The organism is Mucilaginibacter sp. OK268, from assembly GCF_900103125.1.
GTDB lineage: Bacteria > Bacteroidota > Bacteroidia > Sphingobacteriales > Sphingobacteriaceae > Mucilaginibacter.
Map to the genome: position 1 here is coordinate 26542 of NZ_FNJV01000006.1, position 22534 is coordinate 49075.

At 42.5% G+C, this 22534-nt stretch carries 19 protein-coding genes; 14 read left to right on the plus strand and 5 right to left on the minus strand.

The features are described from left to right. Positions 1–109: 109 nt before the first annotated feature. Together BLR84_RS18555 and pgi are read right to left on the minus strand one after the other, a co-directional pair. The gene (locus tag BLR84_RS18555) at positions 110–463 is read right to left on the minus strand and encodes an outer membrane protein assembly factor BamD (protein WP_090471126.1); all 354 of its coding nucleotides are present in this window, start codon (positions 461–463) and stop codon (positions 110–112) included. Between the two features lie 231 nt (positions 464–694). Then, positions 695–2341, minus strand: a complete 1647-nt coding sequence (pgi, locus tag BLR84_RS18560) for a glucose-6-phosphate isomerase (protein WP_090471128.1) — start codon at positions 2339–2341, stop codon at positions 695–697. A 254-nt stretch (positions 2342–2595) separates the two neighbouring features. Between pgi and BLR84_RS18565 the strand changes: the two genes are divergently transcribed. The 4 genes from BLR84_RS18565 to BLR84_RS18580 all read left to right on the plus strand — a co-directional run bounded on the left by BLR84_RS18565 (position 2596) and on the right by BLR84_RS18580 (position 6123). Beyond that, positions 2596–3033, plus strand: coding sequence for a hypothetical protein (locus BLR84_RS18565; RefSeq protein WP_143013941.1), 438 nt, complete (start codon positions 2596–2598; stop codon positions 3031–3033). Positions 3034–3564: 531 nt separating this feature from the next. Then, positions 3565–4657, plus strand: a protein-coding gene (gene prfB, locus BLR84_RS18570) for a peptide chain release factor 2 (protein ID WP_143013942.1) whose coding sequence is annotated in 2 segments (ribosomal slippage) — positions 3565–3624 and positions 3626–4657 — 1092 coding nt in all. Because the reading frame shifts where the segments join, the coding sequence is not laid out codon by codon here. A 141-nt stretch (positions 4658–4798) separates the two neighbouring features. Next, positions 4799–5713, plus strand: coding sequence for an alpha/beta hydrolase (locus BLR84_RS18575; protein WP_090471132.1), 915 nt, complete (start codon positions 4799–4801; stop codon positions 5711–5713). Positions 5714–5718: 5 nt separating this feature from the next. Beyond that, positions 5719–6123, plus strand: a complete 405-nt coding sequence (locus BLR84_RS18580) for a hypothetical protein (protein WP_090471134.1) — start codon at positions 5719–5721, stop codon at positions 6121–6123. Here BLR84_RS18580 and BLR84_RS18585 read toward each other — a convergent pair. Continuing rightward, positions 6113–6688 (minus strand): GNAT family N-acetyltransferase, encoded by a 576-nt coding sequence (locus tag BLR84_RS18585; protein WP_090471136.1) that lies wholly within the window; start codon positions 6686–6688, stop codon positions 6113–6115. The two genes, BLR84_RS18580 and BLR84_RS18585, sit on opposite strands and share 11 nt — an antisense overlap. A 21-nt stretch (positions 6689–6709) precedes the next feature. Beyond that, entirely contained in the window at positions 6710–7567 is an 858-nt protein-coding gene (locus BLR84_RS18590) for a transglutaminase family protein (protein WP_090471138.1), read from the minus strand. Positions 7568–7612: 45 nt separating this feature from the next. Here BLR84_RS18590 and BLR84_RS18595 point away from each other — a divergent pair, with 45 nt between their 5' ends. Then, on the plus strand, positions 7613–8401 hold the full coding sequence (locus BLR84_RS18595) for an O-methyltransferase (protein WP_090471140.1): 789 nt from the start codon (positions 7613–7615) through the stop codon (positions 8399–8401). A 108-nt stretch (positions 8402–8509) separates the two neighbouring features. On the opposite strand, the gene BLR84_RS18600 is transcribed toward BLR84_RS18595, so the two are convergent. After that, the gene (locus BLR84_RS18600) at positions 8510–9643 is read right to left on the minus strand and encodes a BamA/TamA family outer membrane protein (RefSeq protein ID WP_090471143.1); all 1134 of its coding nucleotides are present in this window, start codon (positions 9641–9643) and stop codon (positions 8510–8512) included. A gap of 229 nt (positions 9644–9872) precedes the next feature. Between BLR84_RS18600 and BLR84_RS18605 the strand changes: the two genes are divergently transcribed. From BLR84_RS18605 to BLR84_RS18645, 9 genes are all read left to right on the plus strand, one after another. Then, positions 9873–10853: a deoxyhypusine synthase family protein gene (locus tag BLR84_RS18605; protein WP_076378712.1), complete on the plus strand. Its 981-nt coding sequence runs from the start codon at positions 9873–9875 to the stop codon at positions 10851–10853. A 253-nt stretch (positions 10854–11106) separates the two neighbouring features. Next, positions 11107–12387, plus strand: coding sequence for a c-type cytochrome (locus tag BLR84_RS18610; protein ID WP_090471145.1), 1281 nt, complete (start codon positions 11107–11109; stop codon positions 12385–12387). A 38-nt stretch (positions 12388–12425) separates the two neighbouring features. Then, entirely contained in the window at positions 12426–15488 is a 3063-nt protein-coding gene (locus BLR84_RS18615) for a TAT-variant-translocated molybdopterin oxidoreductase (RefSeq protein ID WP_090471146.1), read from the plus strand. Between the two features lie 27 nt (positions 15489–15515). Beyond that, positions 15516–16988, plus strand: a complete 1473-nt coding sequence (gene nrfD, locus BLR84_RS18620) for an NrfD/PsrC family molybdoenzyme membrane anchor subunit (protein WP_090471148.1) — start codon at positions 15516–15518, stop codon at positions 16986–16988. 5 nt (positions 16989–16993) lie between these two features. Further along, positions 16994–17530 carry a DUF3341 domain-containing protein gene (locus BLR84_RS18625; protein WP_090471150.1) on the plus strand — a complete coding sequence of 179 codons (537 nt, stop codon included), beginning with the start codon at positions 16994–16996 and terminating at the stop codon, positions 17528–17530. Next, complete coding sequence (locus BLR84_RS18630; RefSeq protein WP_090471152.1) at positions 17514–18098, plus strand: c-type cytochrome; 585 nt, start codon at positions 17514–17516, stop codon at positions 18096–18098. The genes BLR84_RS18625 and BLR84_RS18630 overlap by 17 nt, the downstream gene beginning before the upstream one ends. Positions 18099–18111: 13 nt before the next feature. Continuing rightward, positions 18112–19365, plus strand: coding sequence for a quinol:cytochrome C oxidoreductase (locus BLR84_RS18635; protein WP_090471154.1), 1254 nt, complete (start codon positions 18112–18114; stop codon positions 19363–19365). 48 nt (positions 19366–19413) lie between these two features. Further along, positions 19414–20601 (plus strand): cytochrome c oxidase subunit II, encoded by a 1188-nt coding sequence (locus tag BLR84_RS18640; protein ID WP_090471156.1) that lies wholly within the window; start codon positions 19414–19416, stop codon positions 20599–20601. Between the two features lie 18 nt (positions 20602–20619). Continuing rightward, positions 20620–22509, plus strand: a complete 1890-nt coding sequence (locus BLR84_RS18645) for a cytochrome c oxidase subunit I (protein WP_176852100.1) — start codon at positions 20620–20622, stop codon at positions 22507–22509. The last annotated feature ends 25 nt before the right edge of the window (positions 22510–22534 follow it).

Genomic DNA, 22534 nt, shown 5'->3' on the forward strand with positions numbered 1-22534 from the left:
TGGGCAGGCCTCTACGCTCGCCCCTTCGACGGAGCTCAGGGTGACAGCCCTCTTTTTTTACCAATATTGCTATTACTCTTCAAAGAATCAGAATCTGACGGCTGGGGAGCTAAATCCAGGGTGTGTGATGTGGGTTGGCTTTTTCCCATTTGTCGAGTTTATCGTTTACAAAATATAGCCAGTAGCTTTCACTTACGGGTCGGTTTGTATCGCCATTCTGATAGTATTGTTGGCTGTATTGTACTACCTCAATAAATGTTTTAGTGTCGGGATAGTTTTTTGCAGCCACGGTATTATCTGGCTTTTTGTTTAAGTATTTCTGCGCTTCATCTTTGCTCATCCCTAATTTTAGTACGCTCAAATTTACAGGTCTTCCCGCATTTATGTTTTCGCGGATTACACCGCATGATGCAAGCATAACAGTCAACAGTACTATTATGATAGGTTTAAAAGGTTTGGTCATATTAATTGCTCTTAAATTATACAGGTATAGAGACTGTTTTAGCGCTAAAGTTTAAGCGTGGAGAAAATAAAAAACATAAAAAAAGCAGGAGCCGATTAAATCGACTCCTGCTTTTTGATGTGCAAATTTCAGATGTGCAGATATGCAAATGATCCGAGATATTAAAAGCATCTGCACATCTGAAATTTGCACATCTGACATCTTGATGCCCCCCTTTAGGGGGCTGGGGGACTACCTCCAGGCTTTATACTGATTGATCAAACCGTTAGTTGATGAATCATGACTGCTGATCTCGCTGTTATCTTTTAGCTCAGGGAGAATTTTGCCGGCCAGTTGTTTGCCCAGTTCAACACCCCATTGATCAAAGCTGTAAATGTTCCAGATAATACCTTGTACAAATATTTTGTGCTCATATAGGGCAATTAACGAACCCAGGGTATGCGGAGTGATCTTTTTAAGCAGGAATGAATTGGTAGGGCGGTTGCCTTCAAACACTTTGAAAGGTGCTATTTCAGCTATCTCTGCTTCTGATTTTCCGGCTGCTTTTAACTCGTCGATCACTACTTCTTCGGTTTTGCCGTTCATTAAAGCTTCGGTTTGCGCAAAGAAGTTTGACAGTAACATGTTATGATGTTCGCCAAGCGGATTGTGTGATTGTGCAGGCGCTATAAAATCGGCAGGGATCAGTTTAGTACCCTGGTGTATGAGCTGATAAAAAGCGTGCTGACCATTGGTGCCTGGTTCGCCCCAGATGATCGGGCCGGTAGAGTAATCAACCTCTTTGCCGTTGCGATCCACATGTTTACCATTGCTTTCCATATCGCCTTGTTGAAAGTAAGCGGCAAAGCGATGCATGTACTGATCATAAGGCAAGATGACGTTGGTTTCCGACTCGAAGAAGTTGTTGTACCAGATGCCAATTAAAGCCTGTATCACCGGGATGTTCTGGTCGAACTCGGTAGTGCGGAAATGCTCGTCGGTAGCATGAGCGCCTTCCAGCAATTTCACAAAATTATCAAAGCCAATGCTTAAAGAGATAGACAGGCCAATAGCGCTCCATAAAGAGTAACGACCGCCAACCCAATCCCAAAACTCAAACATGTTTTTGGTGTCGATACCGAATTTTCCGACAGCAGCTGAGTTGGTTGACAGAGCCGCGAAATGTTTGGCCACATCAGCCTCTTTGGCCCCGGCAGCTAGGAACCAGTCGCGTGCGCTATGGGCATTCGCCATTGTTTCCTGCGTAGTGAATGTTTTAGAAGCGATCAGGAATAAAGTAGTTTCCGGATCAACAACTTTTAAGGTTTCTGCAATGTGCGTACCATCAACGTTAGATACAAAATGCAGGGTCAAATGGTTCTTGTAAGCCTTTAATGCTTCGGTAACCATTACCGGGCCCAGGTCAGATCCACCTATACCAATATTAACCACATCGGTGATCGGTTTACCGGTGTAGCCTTTCCAGTCGCCTGATATAATGGCGTGACTAAAATCTTTCATGTGATCAAGCACTTTATTTACATCGGGCATCACATCTTTGCCGTCAACATAAATAGGTTTGTTGCTACGGTTACGCAGGGCAATATGCAGCACCGGGCGGTCTTCAGTAACGTTAATTCTTTCGCCAGAGAACATAGCCTCAATTGCCTTATTTACTGAACATTCCTTAGCTAACTGTATCAATAAAGCGATAGTTTGCTCGTCTATCCGGTTTTTGGAATAGTCAAACAAAATGTCTTCAAACTGGATATGAAATTTCGTAAAACGCTCTTTATCAGTATCAAATAGCTCTTTCAGGCTTTTCGATACGATATCGATGTAATGATCTGTTAAATATTTATAACTCTGGGTGGTGGTAAAATCGATATTTGGCAGCATAATTGAAGTGTTTTTTAACAAAAGTAACAAGTTAATTGTTAGGTGGATATTAAATATTAAACTAACAATTCTTAGTGTTGTTTTAACACTGCTTAGATAGTGTTTGTTTTACACCTAAAAATTACGAAAATTTTAAAAATATTTGACAATTGTTTGGATATTTCAAATAGTTATTTGATATATTTGTCTTGTTGGTAATCAAATGGACGATTTATCATCAATTTGTAAATTTAAAAGTAAAAATAAAAAAGGTCATGTTTGAAAAACTTTTTTTGCTTGTAAAAAATAACGCCGGGACGGCTGTTATTAACAACCCTGTGATACCTGCTAAGCACCGCGAGGCAGTGATGATTGAAGCCTCAAGTTCAATTATTGAGGTTTTAAAAGGCCATATGGAAAATGGCAAATTGAAAGAGCTTGTTAAGTACTTTCAATCGTCGGGTATTTACAATCATTCATTAGTATCAAGCATGGTTAACCGCTTTGCCAATCGTTTAAATACTTTTTATCATATCGACCCTGTGCAATCACTGGCTACTGCAAACGCGCTGATACCGCAGGTGATGCAGGAATTGGTAAGAGAGTCGAAAAGCGAACAGATCAAAGAATTTGGATTAACTAACATGCTTACCAAACTAAATGGTAACAAGGCCGACCTGAGCTTATTGGTTAATAAACTGATGGTGGCTTAATAAAATATAACCCCCTGATAAGGCCCGCAAATTTGCGGGCCTTTTTTGTTGGTGCAAACGTGTGGGTTTACTTTGACCGATTCCTTCCGGAATTTATTCAGATGGCAATACGGTCGAAAATTATGGTTTACAGTGTAAACCCACTTTTGATATAAAAATTAATGTAATTATCTTATTTTCAAATATATAAAAAAGTGTAAACCATGAAAAGTGTAAACCATGTAAACCCACTTTTTAGCAAAATAGCCTCTGTTTAAAGTAATAGCACACGGTTAGACAGAACAAATAAATAATATCCAAAAAGGGGGGCTGTCACCCTGAGCTCCGTCGAAGGGTAGAGCGCAGAGGCCTGCCCACCATACTTCGACGGAGCATGACAGCCTTTTTTGAAATGTTTAACCATAGGCTATTACTTTGTCCATGGATCATATTTCCCTCCCTCTTTTAAGCATAGCTTAATAGAATATCACCCTCACTGCTTTACGGAACTTTTTTATTTATGCCGATTATCAAATTGTATATATTTGCCAAATGACTAAAGAACAGATTCAGGATTTAAGGGATAGATTAGTTTCCCTGAGGAGGCATCTTTGACATCGACAAGAAGCTTGACCAATTAAAAATAGAACAGGAAATAACTGTTGGCCCCCATTTCTGGGATCAGCCCAAAGAAGCCGAAAAAGTACTGGCATCCATCAAAACCAAAAAAGTATGGACAGATGAGTTTCAGAAAGTGTCATCCGTAATTGATGATGCCGGCGTGCTTTTTGAATTTTACCAGGGTGGTGATGCTACCGAAGCAGAAATGCAGGAGCAATATAACACAGCCATCAAAGTAGTTGAAGAGCTGGAATTCAAAAATATGCTTTCGGCTGAGGAAGATCAGTTTAATGCCGTATTGCAGATTACAGCAGGTGCCGGTGGTACCGAAAGCTGCGACTGGGCGGGTATGCTCATGCGTATGTATATTATGTGGGGCGAAAAAAACGGCTACAAAGTTACCGAGCAGGATTACCAGCCAGGTGACGTGGCCGGTGTAAAAACCGTAACCCTGCAACTGGAAGGCGACTTTGCTTATGGATATTTAAAAGGGGAGAACGGTGTTCACCGTTTGGTACGGGTATCGCCGTTTGATGCCAATGCCAAGCGCCATACCTCGTTCGCGTCGGTATATGTTTATCCCCTGGTTGATGATACGATTGAGATCGATATTAACCCTGCCGATATTGAGTTTGAAACCTTCCGCTCTGGCGGCGCCGGCGGGCAGAACGTGAACAAGGTGGAAACCGCGGTGCGTTTATATCACAAGCCATCGGGTATTATTATCAAAAACCAGGAATCGCGTTCGCAGCTGCAAAATAAGGATAATGCTATCCGCTTGCTCAAATCGCAATTGTATGAAATTGAAATGCGTAAGCGCATGGAGATCTCGAATGCTATTGAAGGCAACAAAAAGAAAATTGAGTGGGGCTCACAGATCCGTAACTACGTGCTTCACCCATACAAACTGGTGAAAGACCTGCGTACCGATCATGAAACCTCCAATGCCGCCGCGGTATTGGATGGTGAGCTTAACGAATTTTTAAAAGCTTACCTGATGGAATTTGGCGGGCCCAAAAGCTAAATAAATACACGCAAGTCATCCCGAATTTATTTCGGGATCCCACATGTCTTATTAAAAATTTAACGGTGCTTCAATTATGATAGCACCGTTTTTTGTTTTAAACAGAAATTGTAACTTGCTAAACCATTTACAAGTCTTTTTATGAAAAACATTTTATCAGCTTTTATTTTAATGATAGTAACAACGGCGGCATATAGCCAGGAAAAAGCAATCCCATTATATCCCAAAGGTGTACCCGATTCCAAGCCGACCCCTGCTGCTTATGTTGAGAAAACAAATGAATCTTCCTGGATAGATCACGTTAGCCAGCCAACACTTACACCCTATTTTTTGTCAAAAGATAAAGCTAATGGAGCGGCAGTAATTGTTATCCCGGGGGGTGGTTATTCTGGTTTGGCTTCGGGACATGAGGGTATGGCCATTGCGCAGGAGTTTAATAAAATTGGTGTTACCGCTTTTGTTTTAAAATACCGCCTGCCTAGCGACGAGATCATGCAGGATAAATCCATAGGGCCGCTGCAGGATGCGCAAACTGCCATTATGATCGTCCGCAAACGGGCGGCAGAATGGGGTATTGACCCTAACAAGATCGGTATCATCGGTTTTTCGGCAGGAGGTCACCTTGCCTCTACAGCCGGTACTCATTTTGATAAACCTGTCATTGAAAATAAAGAGAACATCAGCGTACGTCCCGATTTTATGATGCTGATTTACCCGGTGATCACTTTTGGAGCGCAGGCCCATGTGGGTTCGCGCGAAAACCTGATCGGTAAAACACCATCTGCGGCACAGGTTGATCTGTATTCCAATGAGAAACAAATTACCGCCAGCACACCACCTACGTTTTTAGTACATGCCGAGGATGATAAAACCGTACCTGTACAAAACAGCCTGCTGTTTTATGATGCCCTGCTTAAAAATGGCGTAAAGGCCGAAATGCACCTGTTTCAGGAAGGCGGTCATGGCTTTGGCTTAAACAATTCCAAAAACAAAGGCAAATGGTTTGATTGGGCTACCAACTGGTTAGATGAGAATGGGTTTTTGAAGGGGAAGTAAACAGGATGATAAAATCGATTCCAGAGAATTTTCATGACGGTATTATTCAGGACATCTGCATAAGTTTTCACAAGAAGATTACGGCGTTAACCTTAGAAAATTATCTTTTAAAAAACGATAGACCTAACGGCTTAACTATTAAGCGTAAGCTCAGCTTTTATGGTGTAGTTTTACAGGAGTTTAGTAGTTTTCAGCAAGACAATATTGTATTTGATATAACCGAATCCGAAAGCTTCGATGATTTTTTGGTCGAACAAAAGTTATACTTAGAACGGATGCGCAATTATTTTAATCCAGGTTTTCTTGAAAGTATCAGGATTGATCAAGATTTAAAATACTATTCCATTCACACATCCACAGGAGTTGAGGGATTTGTGATAAGTCGAGGGTATGAAATAGTTAGCTTATAGCCCCGCCTATAATACGCTGTACCTCATATAGTAAAACATACTCCAAACCATCCACATCATCCATCGCTTCGCCAATTTTTATAAAACCTAAACGGCTTACCAACTGCATGGATGGTATATTCTCCGGCGATACTGAAACAACAAATTTGTTAACGCCAAATTCGGTTTGTGCCCAGGTCATCACCGCGGTTATGGCTTCGGTAGCATAACGGAGCCTTTGGTAACCTTTGAATATCCGGTAGCCCAATTCAACGGCGTCCCGAACGTAAGCATGAAGGTATTTCGCATCCGGGCGACTGTGAAAACGGATCAGGCCAATCATCACCTGTTCCTCGGGTAAAATAACAGCCCGGGCCGACCATGGGAAATAGTCAGGGTCATTCTGTAATTGTTGTTGTCCATATTTAAAACTGCTGGTGTGCTCCAGTAGTTCTTTGGGAATGCTGGCTCCAAGCAATCGCCCGGCGCTTCGTAAATTACCGGCTAAACAAGCATCAACAACATCACTGCTCATGAGGCGAAGTATCAATCGCGGAGTAATGATATCATCCAATGGGGTATGCATCAATGAGGGTAGGGGATTTGATTATTCCAAAATCAACAGCAACTCGTTCATCTCATCAACCTTTTCTGCTGAGCCCAGATTCTCATAGGCGCTGATCAGGTTGCGGATCACCCGGCGAATGATATCGATATTGGAGCAGGGTTCATAAAACTGCTTATCGGCTTTCAGGTTCAGCTGCTTCAGGAACATATCTACATCTCGACGACCAAATATAAAGCCCTTATTAAAGGCGTTGATGTAAAACAGGATGCCGCTTTCAAATTCGCTTTGCTGACTTTCGTCCAGGTAAGCTAAAATAAAATGCTGCGGCAGGTTTACACCGTATACCGGTATATCCAGCTTCTGAGCCACTATCGAATAAATGATAGCCAGCGATATCTGATTCCCCTTTTTGATATCCAGCACCTGGCTCAAATAGCTGTTTTGCGGATCGAGGTGATTAGAGGTATTGCCGCTAAAACCATAAATATTATAAAACACATGGTTGATCAGCTTGATCTGCTCCTTTGGACTGGCCTCATGCATCATCTGTATCCAGATGTCGCGTTTGATGCCTTCTATCTGGTTAATGATCTTTTGTTCGTCCAGATCGGGGTATTGGTAGCGGTTAATGATGAGGATGCCTTGCAGCAAATCAAACGCCCCGCTTTGGTGCCAGAGTTTCAGGTCGTTTTTAAGGGTGATGAACTGAATTTCATGAACCAGGTTGGCTATACGCTCTTGTTGTACGGCATCAAAAGCCTGCTCAAAAGCGCTTTCCAGGAAAGCGATGGCCTCCACACCGTATGATAACAGCTTGTCATGCACATGCTCATATATCTCACTATCAGGGTCGTCAAGCAAGCGGATCAGGGAATTTACTTCAGTTGGATTAATCATACGCTGTAATGCTAAAATACTAAACCTTTATTTATTTTTACAGCGATGTTAAATTTTAGGTTTGTTAAGGATTACCTGTTGCACCGCATTCGGGCAAAAAACAGGCACGGCTTACACTCTCCGTTTGTTTATCAGCTGGTTGATTCAGTTATTTACGATCACACCGCCCAAAAAACATACCACGAGATCGAAAATATCCGCAAAAAATTACTTGTTGACAATCGTGTGATTACCGTGACCGATCTGGGCGCAGGATCACATTTGAATAATAACCGCCAAAAACGAATAGGCGACATTGCTGCCAATGCTTTAAAGCAACCCAAGCTGGCCCAACTGCTTTACCGGCTGGCTGCCCGCTTTAAACCTCGCAATATTATTGAACTGGGTACCTGCCTGGGTATCACCACACTTTACCTGCAGGAGGGTGCCCCCAACGCCCATATTTACACCATGGAAGGTTGCCCGCAAACGGCAGGGGTAGCCAAAGAAACATTTGAGCAAGCAGGCTTTAAAGAGATTGAACTGATAACCGGCAACTTTGATGACAACCTGCCGGGCGTTATCCGTAAACTCGATCAGCTCGACTTTGTATTTGTGGATGGCAACCATCAAAAAGATGCCACTTTGAAATATTTTGAATGGTGCCTGCCAAAAGTGCATGAAGATACCCTGCTGATATTTGATGATATTTACTGGAGCGAAGGTATGAAAGAAGCTTGGGCACAGATCAAAGCTCACCCACAGGTTACCGTAACGGTCGATCTGTTTTGGATCGGCCTGGTATTCTTCAAATCAGGCAGGGCCGAGAAAGAGCATTTTAAGATCAAATATTAATGGGAGCAAGGATTTTTAGAGCAAGGAACAAGGACTGGAAGAATAAAGACAGAAGATAACAAAAGAAAAATCCTTGCTCTTTGTTCCAAAAATCCTTGCTCCAAAAAATTAAAACGCCTGCCCTAATCCCACATAAAATCCGCTTTGCCTGGCTTCGCCGGCAATTTTTTGGCCAATACCGTAGTCGGCACGTATACTCAGGCCTTTTTCTATGTCGAAAAAGTAGCGGAGACCGCCGCCGTAGTTTGGTTTCAGTTCGCTAAAGCTGAAGTCTTTGTTAAACACCTCGCCGGTGCCTATAAAACCTACTACGCCAATACGTTCAGTGAGGCGATAACGCAATTCGGTTTGACCAACGGTAAGGTTACGGTCACGGTAACGGCCATTGTAGTAGCCGCGCATAATTTCGTCATTACCCAGGGTTGGCATCATAAAAAATGGCGACTGACCGCCTATCAAGCTTTGGTCTTGGATGTCTATCCCCAATACCAGTTTCTTGCTTAGTGAGAAAAACTGGCTGTACTCAATATTAAAAAAGCCCCCTTTGTAATCAAAACCGGATAAGCCTTTGGTTAACTGCAAGGAAGTGGAGATCAACGCACCACGGGTGGTGTAAGTGTTATTGTTTCGGCTGTCGAAAATAAGGCTTGGCCCTACGTAAACACTGGTACCACCGCTTCTGAACTGTACCCGAGGGTCGGTATAAAAAATACTGTTGGGTTGCCCATCGCTAAAACTGTAATGATCGCCACCGGCAACCAGGCCCACATAAAAATTATCGGCTACCTTTTTTTCTGCGGCAAAATTGAGTTTAAGTCTTTTTTGACCAATACGGTCGGTATTTGCTTTGAGAGTATTATTGCCAATGCCATAAAAATCAAATGGAAAGTTGATATAACCGATACCCGCTGTAAAATGATATTTGTTTTGCGGTGTCCAGTAACTGGTGCTCAGGCTTAGCCTGTTTTGGCCCTTAGTGGTTATGGTGGCATATCCGAAAATGTTGGATACCCGGGTATTCCGGCTTACGGTATCGGTGTAAAAAGAATATAAGCCTGCGCCGCCTACCTCAAGCCCGGTTTCGGGAGCGGAACTTAGCACTGGTAAAATAACAAAGCTGCTTTTTTTAGTGGTGTCTTTATCAAAATACATTTTCCTGATAAATTTGGGCAGGAGATGTGTTTGCGAAAATGCAGATGGAACGCTGATAAATATAAAGAGAACGGTAATGACTTTTTTCATATATAGTGTGCAGCAAATATAGGATTTCAAATGTGCAAATGTGCAGGTGTGCAGATGTGCAAATTTTGGATGAATAAATGACCAGAATCTAATTTCATGGAGTAGGAATCATCTGCATATTCGCACATCTGCATATCTGCACATCAATTTTCATCTGCACATCTAAAATTTGCATATCTGCACATCTGAAAAATGTCTACTTTTGTGCCGAATTTTTAATAACGATACTATGAGCATCACAAGAGGACCTATTTCGCAGTTTATTGAAAAAAACTATCTGCATTTTAATGCGGCAGCATTAATGGATGCGGCAAAAGGATATGAAACACACCTTGACGAAGGCGGCAAAATGATGGTTACCCTTGCCGGTGCCATGAGTACCGCCGAACTGGGTATTTCGCTGGCCGAAATGATCCGTCAGGATAAAATCGCCATTATTTCCTGTACTGGCGCCAACCTGGAAGAGGATATCATGAACCTGGTAGCACACTCACACTATAAAAGAGTGCCTAACTATCGTGACCTGAGTCCGCAGGAAGAGTGGGACCTGCTCGAGAACCATTATAACCGTGTTACTGATACCTGTATCCCGGAGGAAGAAGCCTTCCGCCGTTTGCAAAAACATATACACAAAATATGGAAAGATGCTGATGATAGCGGTGAGCGTTATTTTCCGCATGAATACATGTATAAGATATTATTGAGCGGCGAGTTGGAGCAGTACTATGAAATAGATCCTAAAAATTCATGGATGCTGGCCGCTGCCGAAAAAAACCTGCCCATTGTTGTACCAGGATGGGAAGACAGTACTATGGGTAACATCTTTGCGTCGTACATTATCAAAGGTGAGCTAAAAGCATCAACCATGAAGAGCGGTATTGAGTATATGGCATGGCTTGCCGACTGGTATACCAAAAACTCATCGGGCAAAGGAATAGGATTTTTCCAGATAGGTGGTGGTATTGCCGGCGACTTCCCGATATGTGTAGTACCTATGCTTTATCAGGATATGGAGATGCACGACGTTCCGTTCTGGAGCTACTTTTGCCAGATATCAGATTCAACTACCTCGTACGGCTCCTACTCAGGCGCGGTACCCAACGAAAAAATAACCTGGGGCAAGCTAGATATACATACCCCTAAGTTTATTGTAGAAAGCGATGCAACCATTGTTGCACCATTGATATTTGCCTGGATATTAAAACAATAATTTAAATTTCAAATATGCCGGCAATGCAGTTTGGTGTTTAAAAAATTGCATTGCCGGCCAAAAAGCCTCCCTGCGTTGTTTAAAAGGCTTTTTGTAATTATTTAGAACGATTATAAATTATAGGTTACTGTCATTTATGTGTCAGCGATACTGTAATAAATTTTACTTTTGTGCCTGAAATAATGAGATGGAGCGTACATCTTTACAGCGGTTTCAAACATTAATATAAAATTATTTAGCATAAATACACTTTATGAGAAATTTCTCATTGATTTTTAAACAATTCTCAAGGTCGGTTCTCTTAATTGCCGGGTTTGCTTTTTGGGGTTTTTCAAATGCTTATGCTCAGGCCGACGCGGCTAAAGGCGAAGCCATCTTTAAATCCAAATGTACTGCCTGTCATAAGATCGATCAGCAATTAATTGGCCCGGCATTGGGTCCGCAACTTACTGAAGAAACGGACGACAAATACCTGATCAAATGGATTCAGAACAACCAGGCCCTGATCGCTGCCAAGAATCCTAAGGCATTGGCGATCTATAACAAGTTCAACCAGGCAGGAATGACGGTATTTACCGAGCTTTCTGACGCTGATGTAACCAATGTTATAGCTTATGCACGTGCCGAATGGAAAACCATAAAGGAAAAACCAGTAGTTGCTGCTGGTGCTACCGGTGCTGCTGCTGAGACTGGTCCGAGCAGTATGGTTATCTGGGGCTTAGTTGCTGTTATCATTATTGCATTCATTGTGATACTGGTATTAAACAGGGTAGTAGCCACTTTGGAGCGTCTGCTGTTAAAAGGTAAAGGTGTTGTTATTGATGAAGAGGTTGAACCAACTGCCGAAGAAGTAGCCGAGGCTAAGAAAAAAGATCTGATCAAAAGGATCCTGAAAAATAAGAAACTGGTATTCTTTATCATTATCTGCGGTACGCTTGCTATGGGCAGCTGGGGATGGGTTACCTTGTGGAACACTAACGTGCACACAGGCTACCAACCGGTACAGCCTATCAAATACTCACACGAGCTACACGCTGGTACCATGAAAATTGATTGTCAGTATTGCCACACCGGTGCTTACAAATCAAAGAACGCTTCTATTCCTTCGCTTAACGTTTGTATGAACTGCCACAAGGTTGTTAAAACCGAGTCGCCGGAGATACATAAAATATACGATGCTTTGGGTTATGATCCAAAAACTCAAAAGTATGACAGCACCGCAGCTAAACCTATCCAATGGATACGCGTTCACAACCTGCCAGATCTGGCTTACTTTAACCACTCACAGCACGTGAAAGTTGGCGGCATCAAATGCCAAACCTGCCATGGTCCGGTTCAAACTATGAAAGAGGTTTACCAGTATTCACCATTAACTATGAAATGGTGTATCCAGTGCCACAAACGTACCGAAGTTAACGGTAAAGGAAACGCTTACTACGATAGCATACTTGCTGCTCATGATAAGATCAAGAAGGGCGAGAAAGTTACAGCCGCGGTGTTAGGCGGTATCGAGTGCGGCAAGTGCCACTATTAATAAATAAGAATTTTAGCATTACAGTTTATATAACTTAAATGGACAGCAATAAAAAATACTGGAAAGGTTTAGAAGAACTAAACAGAACACCAGAATTTGTTGAGAAAAATAAAAACGAATTTGCCGAGCCTATTCCAATTGAGGAAATACTCAGCGGAGATGGTTTATCTGCTAAAACCCCACGTCGCGACTTTTTAAAGGCGCTTGGGTTTGGTGTAGGCGCGGTTACCCTGGCAGCTTGTCAGCGTGTACCTGTACATAAATCAATCCCTTACCTTATAAAACCTGAAGAGGTTACACCTGGTGTGGCTAACTACTATTCTTCAACTTATGAGGGGCAGGCTATATTAGTTAAAACACGTGAAGGTCGCCCTATTAAAGTTGAAGGTAACCCTAACGATATTTTTTCAAAAGGCGGCTTAAGCGCGCAGGCACAGGCATCTGTTCTGGATCTGTATGATGTAAACCGTTTAAAAGATCCAAAACTGAAAGGCAGCGAAGCCGGATGGTCTGAGATCGATGCTTTTGTGATCAAAGAACTGGCCGCTATTAAAGCAGCTGGTAAAAACATCCGCTTAGTAACATCAAGCATCAACAGCCCTTCTACTTTAGCTGTAATTGCCGATTTTATTAAGCAATACCCAACAGCTAAACATGTTACTTATGATGCCGTATCTTATACAGGTATTATACAAGCTAACCAAAACAGCTTTGGTAAAGCCGTAATACCGCACTATAACTTTGATAAGGCTGATATAATTGTAAGTTTTGGCGCTGATTTCCTGGGAACCTGGATCTCTGGCGAAGAGTTTACCCGTCAGTACGTATCAAACCGTAACAACAAGTCGCTTGAAAGCAAAAAGATGTCACGTCACATCCAGTTTGAAAGCGGCATGAGCATTACCGGTACCAATGCCGATAACCGTTTAGCGATTAAACCATCAGAAGAAGGTATCGCAATCATCAACTTATATAATGCCATTTCTGGTACTACTTTACCAGGTTCAAAAAAATTAAGCAGCAAAGCAGCAGAAAACGCTATCACTATTGCCGCTAAAGAATTGGTTGCCGCTAAAGGAAAAGCTTTGGTAGTAGCAGGTTCAAATGACGTAGCTACACAGGTTTTAGTAAATGCCATCAACTCCCTGCTGGGCAGCTACGGTACTACTATTGATCTGGATAACCCATCAAAACAATACACTGGTAACGATGCCGAGTTTGTTGAGTTTGTAAATGAATTAGGCCGTGGTGAAGTTGCAGGTGTATTATTCCTGAATGTTAACCCTGCTTACGATTACTTTAAAGCAAAAGAATTTAAAGACGCGCTGGCTAAAGCAAGTCTGAGAATATCCTTCGCTGATCATGATGATGAAACAGCATTAGTATCAAATGTAATAGCACCAAACCACCATTACCTGGAATCATGGGGCGATGCTAATGCTACTGAAGGTTACTACACCGTTATACAGCCAACCATTAACCCGGTATATAACACCCGCCAGGCCGAGCACAGCTTACTGGTATGGGCACAAAACCCGGTTAAAGATTACTATACCTTCGTTCGTAACACCTGGAACGAAAGCCTGCTTGCTAAAGGTGGTTTATCTGGCCAAAAAGGTTGGGAAACCCTGTTGCAAACCGGTATGATCAAAACTACGCCGAACACTGCAGGTACTTACACCTTTAACCGTGACCTGAACGCTGTAGCACAAACTATTTTAACCCACAGCGCTTCAATTACAGCTGGCGAAGGCAAGTTTGAATTACAAGTTTACCAGTCACCTGCAATAGGCGATGGTAAACGTGCCAACAACCCATGGTTACAGGAATTGCCAGATCCGGTTTCGAAAGTTACCTGGGATAACTTTGTAGCTGTTTCTGTTGCCGATATCAAAAAACTGAAACTAAGCGAAGGCGATGTGATCAAAGTAACCGCTAATGGTTATACTGTTGAGCTTCCTGTACTGGCACAACCAGGCCAGGCGCAAGGCACGGTATCCATAGCTGTTGGTTATGGTCGTACAAATGCTGGTCCGGTAGGTGATAACGTAGGTAAAAACGCATTCCCTTTCTACAGCTTCCGTAACGGAACTTTCCAGACTACTGCTGTAGTTACCGAATTTAACCCAACAGGTATCAAATCGCCGCTTGCGCAAACACAAACGCACCACTCTTACGAGGGTCGTAGTGTAATCCGCGAAGCTAAATTTGCCGAATACAAAAAGAATCCTGCTGTACACAGCGGCAACGAAAAAGGCCATAAGAACTACGACGAAGAAAGCTTATGGGATGTACCAAGCCATGATCGCCCGGTTTATGACTGGGTTATGGCTATCGACTTAAACGCTTGTACCGGTTGCGGTGCCTGTGTGGTAGCTTGTAACGCAGAAAATAACATTCCTGTAGTTGGTAAAGACGAAGTACGCCGCCGTCGCGAAATGCACTGGATCCGTATCGACCGTTATTACAGCTACGAAGAAAAAGGCGAAAGCATTACTGAAGAGTACGAAATTGATAAATTAAAGGATGATGCTTTTGATAACGTAACCGTTGTGCATCAGCCAATGCTTTGCCAGCACTGTGACCACGCACCTTGCGAAACAGTTTGCCCGGTATTAGCAACCGTTCACTCATCAGAAGGTTTAAACCAGATGGCATACAACCGTTGTGTAGGTACCCGTTATTGCGCAAATAACTGCCCTTACAAAGTACGCCGCTTTAACTGGTTTAACTACTGGAACGATTCACGTTTTGATAACTACCTGAACAATGAGCATACTCAACTGGTGTTAAACCCGGATGTTGTTACCCGTTTCCGCGGTGTAATGGAAAAATGCTCAATGTGCGTACAACGTATACAAGCTGGTAAACTGAAAGCTAAAATTGAAAAACGTCCGTTGAAAGATGGCGAGATCAAAATGGCTTGTCAGCAAACATGTTCTGCAAACGCTATTGTTTTTGGTAACAGAAACGATCCTAATTCAGAAGTTTCAAAAGCACTGAAGAGCGAAAGAACTTACTACGTGCTGGAAGAGTTAAACGTACAACCAGGTATCGGTTACCAGGTAAAAGTTAGAAACGCAGTTGAATTAGAGGCTTAAAATTTTTATATACAGAGATTAAAATATATGGCATCTCATAGTGAATCAATAATAAGGGAACCGTTAATAACGGGTAAAGACATTACCTATGGTCAGATCACTGACGATATATTACGTCCCGTAGAAAATATGCCAAGTAAAGCTTGGTGGATCGGTTTTACGGTAGCCTCGCTCGGAGCATTACTTTGGGTTGTTTCTATCAGCTACACCTTCTGGTACGGAATTGGATCATGGGGACTAAACAAAACAGTAGGATGGGCCTGGGATATCACCGGTTTCGTGTGGTGGGTAGGTATCGGTCACGCCGGTACCCTGATCTCGGCCGTATTGTTACTGTTCCGTCAAAACTGGCGTAACTCTATTAACCGCTCGGCCGAGGCGATGACCATCTTCGCGGTAATTTGCGCGGCCACCTATATCGGCGCTCACATGGGTCGTCCGTGGATGGCTGTTTATTCATTGCCTTTACCAAACCAGTATGGCTCATTATGGGTTAACTTTAACTCACCGCTGATCTGGGACGTATTCGCGATATCAACTTACTTCTCGGTTTCACTGGTGTTCTGGTACACAGGTTTATTGCCAGATATGGCTTCTATCCGTGACCGTGCAACAGGCTTACGCCGCCGCATTTATTCGGTAGCTTCATTCGGCTGGACAGGTTCAGTTAAAACCTGGCAGCGTTTTGAAACCGTATCATTAATATTAGCAGGTTTATCAACACCACTGGTACTTTCGGTACACACCATTGTATCTATGGACTTTGCAACCTCGCTTGAACCGGGATGGCACACTACCATTTTCCCTCCTTACTTCGTTGCGGGAGCTATCTTCTCAGGTTTTGCCATGGTGCAAACACTGTTACTGGTAACCCGTAAAGTATTAGGTCTGGAAAACTACATCACCATGTTCCACATCGAATCGATGAACAAAATCATCCTGGTAACAGGTTCGGTAGTAGGTGTGGCGTACATTACAGAGTTCTTTATCGCTTACTATTCTGGTGGCGAGTACGAACAATATACCTTCTTAAACAGGTTTATCGGTCCGTACTGGTGGGCTGCCTGTATGATGTATGGCTGTAACGTATTGATGACCCAGATGATGTGGTCAAAGAAAGTTAGAACCAATATCCCAATTTCATGGGTACTATCTATCATTGTAAATATAGGTATGTGGTTTGAGCGTTTTGTGATCATCGTTGTTTCCTTACACCGCGATTACATTCCTTCGAGCTGGGCTATGTTTTACCCAACCTGGGTTGATGTAGGTGTGTTTGTTGGATCTATCGGTATATTCTTTACCATGTTCCTGTTGTTCATCAGGGTAATGCCTTCTGTAGCTATTGCCGAAGTAAAATTACTATTGAAGAGCGCGAGTGAGCAGGCTAAGAAGAAACAAATTGCCGAAGGTCACTTTGATCCGTCTCACGTAGAATTCTACAAAGAGAACCTAATCAAGTTTGATAGTATTGACCATTCTGAATACGAAAAAGCATAATAAAGATGAGTAGCACCAAATATATATTAGGCATTTTTGATGATCCCGATGATCTGATGCACGGGATTGACAAACTACAAAAAAATAGTGTTCCTATTTACGATGTTTACACGCCAATGCCTATCCACGGTATCGACGCTAAACTGGGTATCAAGGACTCCAGATTAGGTTACGCGGCCTTCATGTTCGGCTGTATGGGGGGTACAACCATTTTTACAATGGTTTATTATTTCCTGGTACATGACTGGCCAATGGACATCGGTGGTAAAAACTTTTTTGCCATCCCCGATTTTATCCCGGTAACTTTTGAGTGGACGGTATTATTCGCATCATACGGTATGGCATTTACCTTCTTTTTCGCCACGCACCTTTTCCCGGGTCGTGCACCACGGGTAATGGACCTGAGAGCTACAAACGACAAGTTTGTGATCGCCATTGACGCCAAAGGAAATATACCGCACGAGGATATCAACACAATATTAAAAGAAGCAGGGGCAAGTGAAGTTAAGCATAACGACAGAAAATATGTTAGCTATGAATAAATTAAGAATATTAGGAACAATAGTTATCATTATCGCTGCTTCGATTGTAGTAACGTCGTGCAAAGATAAGAGGAGTACCGGATGGGAGTACGCCCCTAATATGTATGAGCATATCGCATACGATCCGGATCAAAAGAACCCGAATTTTAAGGATGGCAAAACCGCGCAGGTACCGCCAGCCGGAACTATACCGGTAGGTTTTACCAAATTTGATTATCCAAACACAAAAGATGGATATGAACTGGCAAGCGTTGAGGTTAAAACCGTACTAGCTCAAACCCAGGCAAACTATAAAGAAGGCAAAATTTTGTTTGAACATTTTTGCTCTCCATGCCATGGTGTTAATGGTCAGGGTGATGGTTTGGTAACACAACATGGTTATCCGCCGCCGCCATCATATTCAAAAGGCCAGTCATCACGTGGTGGTGCCATGAAAGACTTAACAGACGGTAAAATATATCATACCATTACTTACGGTGTAAATGCAATGGGTTCATACGCTTCACAGCTGGCCCCGGAAGAACGCTGGAAAGTGATCATGTATGTTCACCATTTACAAACTTTATAAGAATTAGAACTGAATGAATACTCATAATAGTTTAGACGAGCAATTTGTTTTTACCGGTAAGGCAAAAACATGGAGTTTAGCTGCCATAGCCCTGGGAGTTCTGGCCATAGCCCTTGGTTTTTTAACTAATCAGGGTGAGCGTACATTTGCCAATTTATTGCTCATGGGTTATTATTTTACCTGTGTTTGTACGGCCGGTGTATTTTTCTGCGCTTTGCAGTATGTAGCTCAGGCGGGCTGGTCGGCTTCATTGCTGCGTGTACCTCAGGCATTTGCCAGGGTATTACCTATAGCAGCTCTTATATTACTGGTTATTATTATAGCTGGTTTAAATTTAACACATCATACCGAAATTGAAGGTAAAGATGTAGTAGCCCCATATTTATACAAAGTATGGCACCAGGCTGGTGTTACCACACCCGGCAGCGAAAATTACAATCCTGTTTTGGCAGGCAAATCGGGATTTTTGAACATGCCGTTCTTCCTGATCCGTATCATATTATTTTTAGGCGCTTATATGACATTTGGCTGGTTACTGGCTAAATATTCTGAAACTGAAGACGAACTGGGTGGATTATTTTACTACAAAAAGAGCTTTACCATTTCGGCAGCGTTCCTGGTGATCTTCGGATTTACCCAACCGGTGTTTTCTTTTGACGTGATCATGTCCTTAGAGGCGCACTGGTTCTCCACCATGTTTGGTTGGTACAACTTCGCGGCCATGTGGGTAAGCTGTTTATCAGTGATCACCTTAACCATTATACTATTAAGGTCTGCAGGTTACATGCAATGGGTTACACAGGATCACCTGCATAACCTGGGCCAGTTAATGTTTGGTTTCTCCATATTCTGGACTTACGTATGGTTTGCACAGTTCCTGCTGATCTATTACGCTAACATCCCTGAGGAAAGTGTTTACTTCCTGAAAAGATGGGAGCCTGAATTTAAGCCATGGTTCTGGTTAAATATCGTGATTAACTTTTTAGCTCCTTTATTGATCATCATGGCCCGTGATTCAAAACGTAGCACAAGCATATTGAAGGCAACCTGTATCATCCTGATCCTGGGCCACTGGTTGGATTACTTTATCATGATCATGCCTGGTACCGTTGGTGACAAAGTTGGATTTTTCTATATCGAAGTAGGTGTAGCCATAGGATTTGCCGGATTGTTTACTTATTTGATGTTGAATGCTTTAAGCAAATTCAAATCGCTTATTCCTAAAAAACATCCGTTCCTGCAGGAGAGCCTTCATCATCACATATAATAATTGTTATTTTTGCAACAAAGTACAGAATACCAAACTGACATTAAAATGGGATTCAGAAAATTTATAAATTCTAAAACATTACTATCGTTTATCACAGCGTTTATGCTTTTGGGCACAAACCTGCTGATGGCGCAAACAGAAGCAGCGGCAACTACCGGAGGGCAAACTGATGCCCCCCAGGTTGATTGGACTGGTGTTGCATACTATTTGCTTTTATTTTTCCTGGTATGCCTTGGCGTAGCTGTAATAGGTAAAATTCTGAAGATATACGATCTTACACTTAAAATACAAGGAAAAAAAGGAATGAAATGGAACACAGTGATGGCAGTAGTTTGCCTGGTGTTCCTGATAGCAGGTTTATACGGCGCTTACTGGTCGTTCACAGTACAAGGTAGCATGACCTTGCCTGAGGCCGCATCTGTACATGGTGTTAAAATTGATGAGATGTTCACAGTCACTACGGTTTTAACCATGATCGTGTTTTTTATTACCCAGATATTGTTGTTTGGTTTCTTATTCCAATACAGGCATTCTGACAAGCGCAGGGCTCACTTCCTGCCGCATAACAATACTATTGAAAAGATCTGGACAATTGCTCCGGCCATCGTTTTAACTGTATTGGTTGTGTTTGGCTTTTTCACCTGGCAAACCATAATGAATACCACAGATACTAAAGGCGATATCAATATTGATATTACCGGTCACCAGTTTGCATGGGAGCTTCGCTACCCGGGTAAAGACGGTGTGTTGGGCCCTAAAGATTTCAGAATGGTATCTGCTGCTAATAAATTAGGTGTTAACTTTAAAAAACGCAGCAGCTTTGATGATTTGCAGGTTGATACCATGTATCTGCCGGTAAACAAATCGATCAGGTTAAATATCCAGGCATTGGATGTGATACACTCTGTTTACATGCCTCACTTCAGGGTTCAGCTTAATGCGGTTCCGGGATTACCGACCTTCTTTAAATTTACCCCAACAATTACTACCGCGCAAATGCGCACCCAGCTTGACGATCCTAAATTTGAATACTTGGTTTATTGCAACAAAATATGCGGTGGCGGTCACTATAACATGCAAAAAGTTGTACGTGTGGTTACCGAAGCTGAATATCAGGCCTGGCTGTCAAGGCAAAAACCTTACTTAAACGATGCTTTAAGGAAAGAATTGCATTTTGCCGCTGCGGATCAGCCAAAAACAGAGTCACAAAATAGGTTAGCGTTAAATAATTAATATAGAAAGAGAAGCGATATGTCAACATTAGCAGTTCACGACCACGGAGTAGCACATCACGACGATCACGGTCACGAACATCATCATAACCAATCGTTCCTGTCTAAATACGTATTTAGTATGGATCATAAAATGATTGCCAAGCAATTCCTGATCACAGGGATCACCATGGCAGTTATTGCAATGATATTGTCTATTTTGTTCAGGATTCAATTAGCCTATCCTGATAAAACTTTCCCATTGTTAACCACATTGTTAGGTCGTTTTGCACCTAACGGTCGTATAAGCGCCGATTTTTACCTGTCGCTGGTTACCATTCACGGTACCATCATGGTATTCTTTGTGTTAACAGCCGGCTTGAGCGGTACTTTTGCCAACTTGCTGATACCTTTGCAGATAGGTGCACGTGATATGGCATCTCCGTTTATGAACATGTTATCCTACTGGTTTTTCTTTATGGCCAGTGTGGTTATGTTATCATCCTTCCTGGTTCAAAAAGGCCCAGCCAGTGGTGGTTGGACAATTTATCCGCCACTATCAGCACTGCCAAAAGCGATGCCGGGCTCGGGTGAGGGTATGACCCTTTGGCTCATCAGTATGGTAATGTTCGTAGCATCTTCATTAATGGGTGGTATCAACTACGTAAGTACTGTATTGAACATGCGTACAAAAGGTATGGACCTTTGGAAAATGCCTTTAACTATCTGGGCTTTATTCCTTACTGCTATATTAGGTATCCTGGCATTCCCTGTACTAGTAGCAGGTGTGGTGTTATTGATATTTGACCGTAGCTTTGGTACCAGTTTCTACCTGTCAGACATCGTGTTGAACGGTGTACAACAACCTTATGAAGGTGGTAGCCCAATCCTGTTCCAGCACTTGTTCTGGTTCCTGGGTCACCCGGAGGTGTATATCGTAATTATGCCGGCGATGGGTATCTCATCAGAAGTAATGTCTGTAAACTCACGTAAACCGATCTTCGGTTACCACGCGATGGTTTACTCTTTAATAGGTATCACCGTATTATCGTTTATCGTATGGGGTCACCACATGTTTGTTACAGGTATGAATCCGTTCCTGGGTGGTGTGTTCATGATCACTACACTGATCATCGCGGTACCATCGGCAGTAAAAACATTTAACTGGCTGGCCACATTATGGCGCGGTAATATCAGGTTTACGCCTGCTATGCTATTCGCTATCGGTATGGTGTCATTCTTTATATCAGGTGGTTTAACAGGTATATTCCTGGGTAACGCCGCGCTGGATATTAACCTGCATGATACTTATTTTGTGGTTGCTCACTTCCACCTGGTAATGGGCTCGGCAGCTATATTTGGTATGCTTGCCGGTGTTTATCACTGGTTCCCTAAGATGTTCGGAAAAATGATGGACGAGAAATTGGGCTATCTGCACTTCTGGTTAACCTTTATTGGTGCTTACCTGGTGTTTTTCCCGATGCACTTTATGGGTCTGGATGGTGTGCCACGTCGTTACTATGCCTTTACCGAGTTTGTAAGCATGCAACGCTGGTTAACCGTAAATACCTTTATTACATGGGCGGCTATCATGGCGGCTTGTGCCCAGGTAGCATTCCTGTATAACTTCATTTCTTCTATATTCATTGGTAAAAAAGCTACCCAGAATCCATGGGAGTCAAATACCCTGGAATGGACAACTCCTGTTGAACATTTGCATGGTAACTGGCCTGGTGAAATACCAACCGTTTACCGTTGGCCATATGATTATAGCAAGCCAGGTGCCGAAGAGGATTATATCCCTCAAACAGTTCCTTTCTCACAAACCATGAGCTCAAACCAAGCTCATGACTTTGAAGATAACCCTAAAGGTTTAGAAGAACTGAACAAGTTTAACAGTACGCTGAAAGCAAACGAACAAGTAAAGTAATTTTTAAGATAAGAGTGGTGAGTGA